Source organism: Gemmatimonadota bacterium, assembly GCA_016712265.1.
GTDB lineage: Bacteria > Gemmatimonadota > Gemmatimonadetes > Gemmatimonadales > Gemmatimonadaceae > RBC101.
The window spans coordinates 1-12,091 of the sequence record JADJRJ010000021.1 but is presented as its reverse complement, the minus strand read 5'-3'; the positions used below and the strand labels follow the sequence as shown (position 1 = coordinate 12,091).

General features: G+C 64.6%; 12 protein-coding genes and 1 tRNA gene. 11 read left to right on the top strand and 2 right to left on the bottom strand.

Going from position 1 to position 12,091, the window contains the following annotated elements; genetic code table 11:
• Positions 1-190: 190 nt before the first annotated feature.
• A complete protein-coding gene (locus IPK85_03955; GenBank protein ID MBK8246541.1) occupies positions 191-340 on the bottom strand; it encodes a hypothetical protein in 150 nt (49 codons plus the stop codon).
• A gap of 142 nt (positions 341-482) precedes the next feature.
• Here IPK85_03955 and IPK85_03950 point away from each other — a divergent pair, with 142 nt between their 5' ends.
• From IPK85_03950 to terL, 7 genes are all read left to right on the top strand, one after another.
• Positions 483-944 carry a hypothetical protein gene (locus IPK85_03950; protein MBK8246540.1) on the top strand — a complete coding sequence of 154 codons (462 nt, stop codon included), beginning with the start codon at positions 483-485 and terminating at the stop codon, positions 942-944.
• Entirely contained in the window at positions 941-2,824 is a 1,884-nt protein-coding gene (locus IPK85_03945) for an AAA family ATPase (protein ID MBK8246539.1), read from the top strand. Before IPK85_03950 ends, IPK85_03945 begins: the two co-directional genes overlap by 4 nt.
• Positions 2,825-3,664: 840 nt before the next feature.
• Positions 3,665-4,189 carry a hypothetical protein gene (locus tag IPK85_03940; protein ID MBK8246538.1) on the top strand — a complete coding sequence of 175 codons (525 nt, stop codon included), beginning with the start codon at positions 3,665-3,667 and terminating at the stop codon, positions 4,187-4,189.
• Between the two features lie 372 nt (positions 4,190-4,561).
• A complete protein-coding gene (locus tag IPK85_03935; GenBank protein MBK8246537.1) occupies positions 4,562-4,756 on the top strand; it encodes a hypothetical protein in 195 nt (64 codons plus the stop codon).
• Entirely contained in the window at positions 4,753-5,112 is a 360-nt protein-coding gene (locus IPK85_03930; GenBank protein ID MBK8246536.1) for a hypothetical protein, read from the top strand. The genes IPK85_03935 and IPK85_03930 overlap by 4 nt, the downstream gene beginning before the upstream one ends.
• A gap of 556 nt (positions 5,113-5,668) precedes the next feature.
• A complete protein-coding gene (locus tag IPK85_03925; GenBank protein MBK8246535.1) occupies positions 5,669-6,145 on the top strand; it encodes a hypothetical protein in 477 nt (158 codons plus the stop codon).
• Between the two features lie 44 nt (positions 6,146-6,189).
• Positions 6,190-7,572, top strand: a complete 1,383-nt coding sequence (terL, locus tag IPK85_03920; GenBank protein MBK8246534.1) for a phage terminase large subunit — start codon at positions 6,190-6,192, stop codon at positions 7,570-7,572.
• A gap of 1 nt (position 7,573) precedes the next feature.
• Here terL and IPK85_03915 read toward each other — a convergent pair.
• Positions 7,574-7,696: transfer RNA gene (locus IPK85_03915), tRNA-OTHER, on the bottom strand.
• Positions 7,697-7,966: 270 nt separating this feature from the next.
• On the opposite strand from IPK85_03915, the gene IPK85_03910 reads away from it, so the two are divergent.
• The 4 genes from IPK85_03910 to IPK85_03895 form a co-directional block, all read left to right on the top strand.
• On the top strand, positions 7,967-9,280 hold the full coding sequence (locus IPK85_03910) for a phage portal protein (GenBank protein ID MBK8246533.1): 1,314 nt from the start codon (positions 7,967-7,969) through the stop codon (positions 9,278-9,280).
• 140 nt (positions 9,281-9,420) lie between these two features.
• Complete coding sequence (locus tag IPK85_03905) at positions 9,421-10,089, top strand: hypothetical protein (GenBank protein ID MBK8246532.1); 669 nt, start codon at positions 9,421-9,423, stop codon at positions 10,087-10,089.
• A gap of 125 nt (positions 10,090-10,214) precedes the next feature.
• Positions 10,215-11,171, top strand: a complete 957-nt coding sequence (locus tag IPK85_03900) for a hypothetical protein (protein MBK8246531.1) — start codon at positions 10,215-10,217, stop codon at positions 11,169-11,171.
• A 41-nt stretch (positions 11,172-11,212) separates the two neighbouring features.
• Positions 11,213-12,091, top strand: an 879-nt coding sequence (locus tag IPK85_03895; GenBank protein ID MBK8246530.1) for an HK97 family phage prohead protease, incomplete at its 3' end; no start/stop codon positions are given.

Here is a 12,091-nt window from a genome sequence, read left to right as displayed (position 1 = left end):
CTTCGACAACGGGCATCCATATCGGGTCTATCTGCCCGGCTACCAGCTCCGCCGCCGCCCGCGTGGCGAACAGCGCGGCCATGCCCTCGCGGTAGTTGACGCCGGGGATGGTGTCGTCTCGGTCCCGCCACTCGGCGAACCAACACGGGCGGGGGCACGGTCGGCCCATTCGGATTCTGTAGCGCGGCATCTACTCGCCCCCCGCATCTGCCTGGCTGGCGGCGCTGATGCCGTTGACCGCGGCGTAGGCGCGGACCCCCAGTTCGACCGCCGCGCCCTCGCTGATGCCCTGGCGCGTGCGAATCTCCGTCAGAAGAGCCTTGCACGGCTCCGAGATCATCACCTGTAGGCGGTGCGGGTGTTTTGGTTTCCGTGCACGCGTTGTCGTTTCCATGGCTCTATTTTACTCATTATTGCTTATCCTCGCAACCGGCGTTATAATCGCCTACCTGGTCCCCAAAATCCAAACATGGGAGTTCCGTATGCCCGATCCGTCCGCCTCATGGGAGGCAAACTTTCTCGTCAACAGGCGCAGCACCGTCGCCAATATCGTTCTCGCCTCGGTGCGCCACCGTCGGTATCAGGGTCTGTCGTTGGACCCGAAGGACATCGCCGATGATGTCTGCATTGATCTCACCCGCCGACTCTACTCCCCCTATGCCGACCACGCTACTCTGTGTTGGCTGAGGGACTTCATGGGGTTTATCGAGTCGGACCCCGACGGGTTCCACTCCTACATCCTCTATCGGATCGGCTGGGACTCTCACGACCGATCCGCGAAGGCGCGGCTGAGGGCCACGGGTGACGCTCGCCCCTCCTCCGAGAAGCCCCCGAGCGCGAATCAGCTTCGGTTCCTCGCATCGCTCGGGTACAGGGGGGCGCCGCCCGCGACGATGGCTGAGGCGTCGGAGCGCATCAACGAGGCATTGGCGGTGCGGCAATGATCGACCCCATCACGGACGCGATACCCGCAGAGCTGCGCGCGCGGGATCAGTGGGTGACATGGAGGGCAGAGACGCGCGGCGGCAGGCTGACGAAAATCCCTTACGCCAGTCTCACCCGGAAGGCGAGCAGCACCGACCCCGATACATGGCGATCGTTCTCCTCCGCCGTGGCCGACTACGAGACCAACCCCGAGTTCGACGGCATCGGGTACGTGTTCAGCCCCGACGATCCCCTCTTCGGGGTTGACCTGGATAAATGCCGCAACCCCGACACGGGCGAGATCACCCCCGAGGCGCTGGAATGGGTGGAGAAGTTCGCAACCTATACCGAGGTGAGCCCCTCGGGTACGGGGCTGAAGTTGTTTGGTATCGGCGCCATGCCCGAGGGGTTCAGCGGCAAGCGCAGCGCCGGGGCCAATGTCGAAGCCTACGACCATGCGCGCTATTTCACGGTCACGGGGTATCGGTACGGCGCGTTCGACATTCGGCCGGCGCAGGAGGCACTGGGGGCGTTCGTGGCGCACTACTTCACACCAGACCCCAGACCGCCCCAGAATCGCCCTGTGGCGTCTCCGCTGGGCATGGACGATGCGGCGCTCATGGAGCGGGCGACAGAGGCCAGGAACGGCGCGAAGCTGGCCGCGCTCATGGCGGGCAATATCAGCGGCTATCCAGGCGCCTCTGAGGCGGACGCGGCGCTTGCCGCCATGCTTGCCTTCTGGACAACTGACCCCGCGCAGATAGAGCGGATCATGCGGAGCAGCGCCCTTGCGCGTGACAAATGGGACGAACGCCGGGGCGAGGGAACCTACCTGAGCCGGACCATAGACCGGGAGCTAAGCCGCGTCGGCGAAACCTACTCGCCGCCGGGTGTCGAGACGACGTTCGGAATCGGTGCCGAGGCGCCCCCGAAGGCTGATCCGTCTGTGGACGGGTGGACGGTCCTGAGCGTCGATCAGCTATTCGACTTGGAGGAGCCGGAGGGGATATGGCTCGTGGATAGGGTTCTGGTCCGATCGGGAATCCACTACCTCTCCGCGCCGTCGGGCATGGGCAAATCGTGGGTGGCGCTCGACCTGTGCCGCGCGATGGTTTCGGGGGGAACCTGGCTGGGTGTCGAGGTCAACCCCGGCGCGGTCCTCTACATAGACGAGGAGATGGGGCCACAGATGGTGCGTGAGCGGCTCATGCGTCTGGGCATGGAGCGCGGCACCCCGTTTTCCTACGTGGGCAAGCAGGGGGCCAACCTGGGCAACCCTATCGACGTGGCGCGCATTGTGGCTCTCTGCACGGCTCAGAGCGTCGCCCTGGTGGTCTGTGACACACTGACGGCCATGGCGCCGGGACTGAAGGAGAACGAGGCGGAACACGTCTCCAAACTCCGGCGCGTTTTCTCCCAGATCACGGCGACGGGTGCGACCATCCTGGTGCTCCACCATGACAGGAAGGGCAGGGCGGACGGAGAGCAGCCAGGACACGCGCAGATGCGCGGCAGCGGCGATCTGCCGGCCATGTCGGACATGAGCTATGGCATCGGCAAGAAGGGCGACCACTACGCGATCCGAACGACGAAGTGTAGGGCGGTGCCTGACCACCAGGCGCTGAGGGCAGAGTTTGAGATCGTAGACGACGGGGGGCGCACGCACCTCCGGGTTATCGCCGACACCGACGCGCACAAGACAGACGAGATGTGCAGGCGGGTGTACGACGCGCTATGGACGATCCGGCCCGAGGCGCTCAGCCAGGCGAAACTTGCGGAGACGGTGGGGGCGCAGAAAGCGGCTGTCATCACCGCAGTAGAGAATCTGGTAGCCTCTGAAGAGGTCGCGGTAGAGGACGGGCCGAGGGGCTCGAAACTATACCGGATCAGCCTCCACTGAGGGGGCTGACCTGTTCCAAATGACCTGTTCCGCCCTTAGAGTACAGAACTCGGAACAGGTCAAAAAAAACCAGTTGGGGAGGAGTGTAAAACTCCCCCTCCGCGCTACGCGCTACAGGGGAGCATTACACACCGTCCCCAGTCTCTGAAGCTCGGGAACAAGAGAGGAAAAGCACCATGTGGCAAGTTTTTTTGAGAGGGTCTATCTACGCCCTCATGTCAGCACTCGGAGGCGACGGAACATTTTACGGGCCTGGCGAACAATGCACTCGGGTGCATGAGCGGGGCTATAGTGCGCGGGCCGTGAAGTCTATCATGGGCGTACTCCCTTACTGCCTTCACCCTGTGGGCGACTCCCTCATCTGGCTGAATCGAGACTATAAGCCTATCGGGGTTCTGCCTTATGGATCATGGGTGAAGTACGAAGATTTCCCATGGCTTCATGTCCGCAAAGACTCTCCAGATATTCAGCAGCTATTGGCAGAATGCCAGCAGCACCACGGGGCATACTATTTCTACGGCGATGCGACAGACCCGAGAAATGGAAAGAAGTACGCGACGGAACTCCTTAGAAAAATGAGGATGGCGTATGAATTTTAGAAAACAGGCGCTGAAGAATCTGACCGAGGGATGGCCCGCTACGGCGGCAGACACCCCCGCCCGCGTGGCTCAATGGGCACACGCCGTCGCCCGGTACATGAAGCGCCAGGGCAGGAGTAAGGCGGACATCAAGCGATTCTGCATCCACTACGGCATTGACTACCTGAGACATATAGAGTAAAATACCCATGCCGACCAACGGCATAGACAGCGGGGCGGACGCCTCGGGAGAACGAAGAGAATGAGTTTCTTTGCAGAGAACGCGGAGATCGGTGGGGGCGGCGGGTTTGTCGCAGCGCCGCAGGGTGTGTACCTGTGCAACCTCCACGACATCGAAATCGTGGACGCGACCGCCTACAACGACCCCAGCACCAAGACCACCGACTTCAAGTGGATTTTCGAGACGGTGGACGATACGGACGAAGAGGGCAACCCCTACCGGTTCGTCAAGTTCACGGGTCGGCGCTACGGTGACGACCGCGCGAACCTGACCACGCTCCTTGACCAGATGATGGGCCGGCGCCTCACGGACGAGGAGTTCAAGGCGCTCGACTTGCCGAAGATGCGCGCGGCGCAGTGGCGCGTCATGGTGGACGAGTACACTAACGCGAAGGGGTTCCTGAACAACAAGATCATGTCGGTGAAACCGGCTGTGGCTCCCCGGCCCGCTGCGCGCCCCCAGGCTCCCGCCGCCCCTCGCCCCCAGCAGCGGCGTCCCTCGCCCCCGCCCGACAATTCGGACATCCAAGACCCGTTTGCCGAGTAGACCACCCGCCCCCGCCCAACGGCGGGGGCTTTTCTGGCATAGGATACCCAGATGACGACACGCCACAACATCGCCGAGGCCGGGCAGCCGGTCGGGGAGGGAGGGCAGGAGGGATGACCGAGACAGACGAAGTCGCTTTTGGGAGCGCGCGTTTCTGGCGCAGGTGGACACAAACACGGGGCGGGCTAACATCCCGTTTATCTCCGACATTGCAGAAACCGCCGTAAAGGCGCGGCGTGAGTTCATCCGGCGCAACGAGGCAGAGCGGCAGGCGTTGCTCCAGATGGTGGGGCCCACACCCATGCGCCCGGCCGTTGTATCCGCCGACGCTGACACCCAGCGCGCCGCACGCGCTCGGGGCATGGAGGGACGATGACAACCGCTGACCGAGCGCCCCGCGTGGGCGACCTGCTGAGCCTCGCCGACCACCGCGCCCCCGTGGTCGTCACCGCGACCGATGACGCCGGGGCGACTTTGCGCTACACCGACGGCGGGAGGGAGTTTCGCATCCCCGCCCGCCAGTTCAGGAGCGACGCCTACGAGTACGTCGCGGGGACCGTGCTATGAGCGAGACGATTGACCCCGTAGAAGAGGCGCGGCGGGACATAGATCGCGCCAACCTGTACACAGAGGGACGGGGCGTGCTGCTACTGATGGAGCAGATGCTCAAACTACGCGAACTGTACGGCGGTGACGGTATTCACCTCTCCTCCGCGCAGGTGGTGGCCCTGATGCACGTCATCGGCACGCACACGGAGAGCCACGAAGGCACAGCGGAGCGGTACATCGCCTGCCGGGAGACGCTCCAATCCATCGCCGAACTGATACCCGAGGACTGGGAGCCACGCCCGTGGGGGCACGTCACAGTCACCATGCCGGATGATCTGGTGCCGCAGATAAAGCGACTCACGGAGGGACCATAACTATCCTTGCCATCGTCAAGGCCATCCTCGTGGCCCTGATCCTCGCCGCGCTGCTCCTGGCGCTCCGAATCTGGCACTGCGCCACAACGGACCCGGCAGACGACTACGACGACGACGCGGAGGCATGGTGAAAGCGCAGTACCGGGTCCGCACATCGTTCGGCGGGCACCCGTGGCAATACTCCGAGCCCATGACCTACGCAGAGGCCGTGGAGTGGACCAAAGCGCCAACGGGCAGCAGGATGACCGTGCGGATTCGGAGGGAGATAGTGCCAGCAGAGCCACAGACGGACGGAGAGCCCACGAACGGGGGAGGGGCGGTTCTTTGAGGCACGTAGAGGGCTACAGGGGCATTGTGCAAAGCGAGGGCAGCATGACTAAACTAACACCGACCACCACCTTCGCCTACCGCTGCGGCAACTGTGGCCATGTCCTGGCCGTGACGCGGGGGCGAGAGCAGACGATACAACACGGCGGCAGGGTCATCGTGTGCCGGCTGATCGCAACCACCTGTGACCGGTGCGGGACTCAGAACGTTTTCGAGGAGGGCAAGAGCGATGGCTAACACATGGGAGATGCAACCGGGCGAGACCTCCAAGGCGTTCGCCGCGTTCTGCGCCTATCGGGACATGGGGCCGGAGCGGAGTCTGCCAAAGGTCTGCCAGATGTCTGCCAGGAGCCTACCGAACGTCAAGCGGTGGTCTGAGCGACACCGGTGGGTCGAACGTGCAGCCGCCTACGATGCCTACATGGACAGTGTGAGGCGTGGCGGATACGAGGAAGCCGAACGCTCTGCCGCCTGCCGCGCCTACCTGGAGAGGGTCAGGGTCAGCGCCGCCGAAGTGATTGCCGCCGGGCAGCTTTGCCTGAAGATCGCCACGCGGTCCCTGAAGGCGTACCAGGACTTGCCGCCCGAGACGCTGACGCCGGGGGACGCAGCCGGGCTGATCCGCGCGGGCGTGGCGGCGGTTGACTACGCGCTAAACGCGGACGCGGTTGCGCTTGGGCTGTCGGAGACTCTCTCCGATGACTGAGGATCTCCGTGGGTAGTATCGTGCGGCGACATGGGCCGAGGCAGATGGAGAAGCAGGGGCGGCGGGCCAACCCACCAGCGGAGCCGACAGACAGACAGACTGACGGCCCCTCGTTTCTCGACTACCTCCGCGATACCTCGCCCAAGTCGTGGACACTGCCCCGCCACGTTCGCCTGATCGCCGAGCACCTGGAGGCAGTCGAGCGCGGCGAGATAACCCGGCTGGCGATCCATATGCCACCCCGCCACGGTAAGAGTGAGTCGGCGACGATCCGGGGTGCCGCGTGGGGGTTTGAGCGTCACCCCGACCAGAACGTTCTGCTGACCGCCGCCACGCAGCGGCTCGCCAACCGGTTCAGCAAAAAGGCGCGGGCCATCACCGCGGCGCGGCGGCTCTCGCCCGACTCGAAAGCGGCGGACGAATGGACGCTGCCCGAAGGTGGGTCGTTCGTCGCGCGCGGCGTGGGCAACCCGCCTACCGGTATCGGGTTCCGGCGTATCCACATCGATGACCCCATCCGGCGCCGTGAGGACGCGGAGAGCGAGGTCTACAGAGAAAAGACCTGGGACTGGTACACCGACGACTTGTTCACCCGCCTTGAACCTGGCGGGGCTATCGTGATGACCGCGACCCTTTGGCATGAGGACGATGTTCTGTCGCGCGCCGTCGCCGCAGAGCCCGGCAAGTGGACGGTTCTAAAGCTCTCCGCGCTCTCCGAGGAGCCGTACCCCGACTGGGACTGGAGACGGCAACCCGGCATGGCGCTGTGGCCTGAGCGGTACGACGTGCCCGACCTACTCGCCATACGCTCCGTCATGGTCGCCAACGAGGGCGAGTACAGTTGGCGGGCGCTCTACCAGCAGCAGCCCACGGCCCGAGAAGGGTCGTTCTTTGAGCAGACCCGCCTCGCGGTCGGCGACCCGCCGGAGATACTGCGCGCCTCCCGTGGCTGGGATCTGGCCGCGACGAAGGACGGGGGCGACTGGACAGCGGGTGTCAAGGTGGGCCAGGACACGGACGGGCGCTTCTGGATTCTCGACATCAAGCGCGAGCGCTTCGACGTTGACCAGCGCGACCGGCTGATAGTCCAGACGGCGGGCGTGGACGGGGCCAAGGTCCGCGTCCGACTGCCGCAAGACCCCGGCCAGGCGGGCAAAGGGGAGAGCGTGCGCATGCTTCGGATGATGGCAGGCTATCCCGTCCGCGTTCTGCCCGTGACCGGTGCCAAGGAGGTGCGGGCGGCGGGCGTCTCGGCGCAGGTCAACGGGGGCAACGTGTCCATCGCCCGCGACTGTCCGCACATGGCGGCGTTTCTTGAGGAGCTGCGAACGTTCCCCAACGGACGGACCGACGACATGGTGGACGCACTCGCCGACGCGTTTACCGAGGTCACGCAAAAGCGCGTCGTCACGGCTGGGGCGGCGTAGGGGCAGCGGGCCGGGATCGAACCGGCCGCGTAGGCTTTAACTCTTCATGGCTCTGCGGGGGCCTTGCATCCGTCCCGCGCTACACCCGATGACTCGGGCCGCTTCACCAGTCGCGCACCGCCGCCCGCTCGATTGTACCGCTTGACAGATCATCGCTCTCCGTGGCAAAATCCAGTTGCATAGGTCCGTCCTGTCTGAGTAGAAAGCCGGTTGCCGTGACTTGGGGCTGAGGGCGCTCAACCCGATAGCGACCGGCTTTTTGCTGCTTGACAGATCCCACACCCTGGAGGTAGACTCTGGGCAAGCGGGCTTGACCTGCCAACCATAATCACGGCGCACATCACGCGCCACAAACACCCTCCGGGGTCGATTTGTGGCGCGTTTTGTTTTGCCGATGAGACTGACCAAGCCGTCCACCTGGTTCAAGCGGGCTCCAAAAGTGCCCGACTACCTACCGCAGCCCATAGGGTCGCGGGGGCGCTCCAACGTCACCGGCTACGGCTCCGGCCAACTCTCCGCCATCCTCCGCGGTTCGCTCCCCGGCTCGACCCGCGCGTGGGTCCGTGAGGCGGGCGACCTCAGCCTAAACTCCATCGTTGCCATCTCTCTCCAGTGGTACGCCCGCAACTGGCCCCAGGGCCGCTGGGAGCTACGCATACCGACCAAGGACGGTCAGTACAGCGTCATCGACTCTCGCGGCGCGGTTGACCTGCTCTCCATGCCGCAGCCCGGCATCCCCGGCTCCGTGTGGTGGGCAATGGAGATTGAGTCGTACTTTCTCCACGGGACAGCCTACGCCCGCAAGGTTCGCGCAGGCGGCTACGGCGCACCCATCGGGCTACAGTACCTACCCTCGGACATGGTGATGCCCGACGGGGTGAACTACCTCTACACCGTGGACGGACAGACCTACCCCATACCCCGCGAAGACATGGTAGTCGTTCGCATCGGTCGCGATCCCTACGACCACCGGCTCGGTCGCGCCCCGCTCCTCTCCTGCCTGCGCGAGATCGCCGCCGACAACGCGGGCAGCACCATGGCCTACGCCATGGCGAAGAACAACGCAGTGCCGAGCCTGATTATCTCCCCCGACATGAGCGCGGGCGATGTCGAGCTTGACCCCGATGTCGCCAAGACCATGAAGAAGCGGGTTGCCGAGGACTTCAGCGGCGACGCGGCGGGCGGCGTGGCCGTCCTCACCGACTCGTTCAAAATCGATAAGGTATCGTTCTCGCCTGACGAGATGGCTCTTGACCAGATGCGGGTCAAGCCCGAGGAGCGGATAACCGCCGTCCTGGGGCTTAACTGCATGGTGCTCGGACTCGGCGCCGGGCTCGCCCACAACACGTACTCCAACTACGAAGAGGCGCGACAGGCAGCGTGGGAGGACGGGATGCTCCCGCTTCAATGCTCGTTCGCCGAGGCGTACACCGAGGCGCTCCGTCTCGACTTCGGCTTCCCCGAGGGTGCGTACCTCGCGTTCGACAACTCCCAGGTACGCGCCCTCGCCGACGATGTGAGCGCGGACGGCACCCGTGCGGCGGCGCTCTATCAGTCCGGCGTGGTTGACAGGGCAACGGCAAAGCGCATCGCGGGCGAGTCTCCCGACCCCGCGGACGTTGGCGTCTACCACCCCAAGGCCGACCCCGACGCACAGACACCCGAGCCGGTCGGGGGTCCGGTTGGACGCTCCCCTTTCGAGCCGTAGCGGTCAAGGCAGAGTCGGCGCTGTACGCGGCGGCGCGCAGGGAGCGGGCGCGGTTGGTTCGGCGGGAGGACGGGGCGGTCAGTGCGTTTCGGTCGGACCTTGAGGCGGCGCGGACCGCGATAGACGAGGCGCTGGACAGGATGGAGCGGGCCATCAGGGACTTGGAGGAGGCGGAGACGCCACTCCAGCCGTGGCAGTGGCAGCGGTGGGATCAACTACTGCGGACAGAGCAGGCGGTTGCGGAGGCGCTCCGCGACCTGGAGCAACCCGCAGCAGAGGCAGTGCAGAGGGCGCAGGAGCTGGCATCATCGGACGGTGTGGCGGCGGCGTCTCGACTCGGACGTGTGGCGGGCGCGGTGCAGTGGAGAGACCCGCAGGTTCAGGCGATTGACGCGCTCTCGGGGTTCATGGGCGACGGGTCGCCGCTCAGGGCGCACTTCGCAACGCTGGGACCGGACGCGGTGGCGGGGATTCGTGCGGCGGTCGCGGCAGGTATCGGAGCGGGTGAGGGTGCGGACCAGGTGGCGGCGCGGATTCGGGCGGCAACGAACGTGAGCCTGACGCGGGCCGAGACCATCGCGCGGACGGAGACGATTCGGGCCTACCGGGAGGCGACGCGGCAGAGCTACGCGGCCAACGCGGATGTACTGAGCGGGTGGGTGAGGGTGTGCGCTGGGGATAGCAGGGTGTGCGCTGCGTGTTGGGCGCTCCACGGGAGCCGACACGACTTACAGACGCCCTGCGCCAGTCACCCGAGGTGCTTCGTCGCAGGGACGATGGTAAGCACCCCGGCAGGCGGCAGACGGTGACGGAGACCGGACCCGAGGCGGACCTTACCGTCACCCCAAATCACCCGATATTGACCCCGGACGGAGCGCCGCGGACAGTTGAGAAGGCGGATACGTAATCCGCGCTGGGGACAGTAAGAGGATGCTTGATTATCAACCCAGATAATGATTACATTCCAACCGCTATCGAGAAGATAGCGGAGTCTTTCACTGCTTCTCATGGCGTGACGCCCCGTACTGTGGAAACCTCCGCCGTAGATTTCCACGGCGACGGAGCCGGTAGCGATATCGCAGTTATATGGGCCGATAGCCTTTTGCGGGATGCATTCGAGACCCCGGCCTTGGAGCCATTGGGCAAGGAGAGTTTCCGCGGCAGACCCCGAGGCACCGTTTCGCTCACGGGTCGCAGCGATTTTGCATCTGTGTTCGATGGTCTGCTTTTTCCCTCGGACTGCCTCATGTGCGGCGGAAGCGTAGGCGATTCGCTGTTCGATGGTTCGGCCAGCGGCGAGTCTGCGGTTCGCGTCGGCATTGCTCCGGAGTTCAACCCCGGACTCTATGAGCCTGCGGTGAATGACGGTTCTCTCCAGTCCCATGGATTTGGCAATGACGTTCTCGGGCTCACCGAGTTTGTATCTCGCAACGATGGCTTCGCAGTCAACTTCGAGCCGTCGGGGCCGGGTGACGCCAGAGGCGGAAATCTCCCGCCGGATGGACTTGTAGCTGCATCCCAACTCCGACGCGCATACGCGGAGCGACTTGGAGAGATAGAGACGAATCGCATCGTCGGTGTTGAAAGGCGGGCGTTTGCTGGTCATGTCTACAACCTCCAGACGACTACCGGATGGTACATCGCCAATAACATTATATCTCATAATTGTCGGTGTGTGATGGTCCCCGAAGTGGCGGGGGTGGAGCAGTCCATCCCGAGCGCGGAGACGCTCTTCGGGCGCATGAGCGCAGAGCAGCAGCGCGAGGTGTTGGGTGCGGGGCGGTACGAGGCGTGGCAGGCGGGGGCACCGTTGTCAGGATTCGGGCGGGTGGTTGATGACCCGCGATGGGGGCCGGTGGCAGAGGTAGTACCTCTGGCCGAGGTGACATAGCTATGGATTTAGTAATCGGATTCGGGTCTGAAGTAAAAGCCGTGGGCAACCGGGTAGAGGGCTACCTGGTGCGCTTTGGCTCGCCTACCGCAACGGACCTTGACGGAGAGTTCTTCACCAAGGCCACCGACTTCGGCAGGCCCGTCAAGTCGGGCGAGTCCTTCGACCTGAACCTCTACTGGCACCATGGCTTAGACCCCGCCGTGGGCTCCCGGCAGATCGGCACGGGCAAGGTCAAGGCGGACGATGTGGGGCTCTGGTACGAGGGCATCATCGCCGAGTCTGACGAGTACCTGAAGCGAATCCAGCGGCTTGCGGGCGCGAAGCGTCTCGGCTTCTCCTCCGGCGCCGCGGCCCACCTTGTCGAGAAAGAAGCCGTGGCTGGCACGAAGTCAACGGCTATCACGCGATGGCCGCTCGGCGAAGCATCCCTGACCCACTGCCCAGCCGAACCGACCAACACTGCCGCAACCAAGAGTCTCGGCGAGTACAAGAGCGACTGGGAGGAGACGCAGGCGGCGCTGGTTGCGGGCGACGCGACCGCGTTTGCATCCTCGATCTTTGGCGACGCGCCGGAGAACCTGCTGGCATCGGGCGTCTACCGGATGCACGAAACGCTGATGATGGGCATATACCGGGCGCTGGAGTCTGACGAGACCATCGACCCGTCCGCCGCTGTGGCCGCGCTCCTGTCCGAGTTCGCCCGACGCGCATCCGACTACGCCGCACGTGTCCTGGCGATGCCCGACCCGGAGATGGGTGCGGAGATGGACGCCATGAAGGCGCTCACGTCCCGCCCCGACTCCATCACGACGTTTGAACGCCGATTGCGCGATGCTCTCGGCTACTCCCGGCGAGAGGCTAAGGCCCTCGCCTCCCACGGTTTCAAAGCCCTGCGCGACGCCGGGACGGAGACTGAC

What these genes read in the sequence shown, in the direction of transcription:
- IPK85_03905 (MBK8246532.1), top strand. Translation starts at nt 9,421, where the DNA reads ATGGAGCGGGCCATCAGGGACTTGGAGGAGGCGGAGACGCCACTCCAG.
- IPK85_03950 (MBK8246540.1), top strand. Translation starts at nt 483, where the DNA reads ATGCCCGATCCGTCCGCCTCATGGGAGGCAAACTTTCTCGTCAACAGG.
- IPK85_03940 (MBK8246538.1), top strand. Translation starts at nt 3,665, where the DNA reads ATGAGTTTCTTTGCAGAGAACGCGGAGATCGGTGGGGGCGGCGGGTTT.
- IPK85_03935 (MBK8246537.1), top strand. Translation starts at nt 4,562, where the DNA reads ATGACAACCGCTGACCGAGCGCCCCGCGTGGGCGACCTGCTGAGCCTC.
- IPK85_03925 (MBK8246535.1), top strand. Translation starts at nt 5,669, where the DNA reads ATGGCTAACACATGGGAGATGCAACCGGGCGAGACCTCCAAGGCGTTC.
- IPK85_03930 (MBK8246536.1), top strand. Translation starts at nt 4,753, where the DNA reads ATGAGCGAGACGATTGACCCCGTAGAAGAGGCGCGGCGGGACATAGAT.
- IPK85_03910 (MBK8246533.1), top strand. Translation starts at nt 7,967, where the DNA reads ATGAGACTGACCAAGCCGTCCACCTGGTTCAAGCGGGCTCCAAAAGTG.
- terL (MBK8246534.1), top strand. Translation starts at nt 6,190, where the DNA reads ATGGAGAAGCAGGGGCGGCGGGCCAACCCACCAGCGGAGCCGACAGAC.
- IPK85_03945 (MBK8246539.1), top strand. Translation starts at nt 941, where the DNA reads ATGATCGACCCCATCACGGACGCGATACCCGCAGAGCTGCGCGCGCGG.
- IPK85_03955 (MBK8246541.1), bottom strand. Translation starts at nt 340, where the DNA reads ATGATCTCGGAGCCGTGCAAGGCTCTTCTGACGGAGATTCGCACGCGC.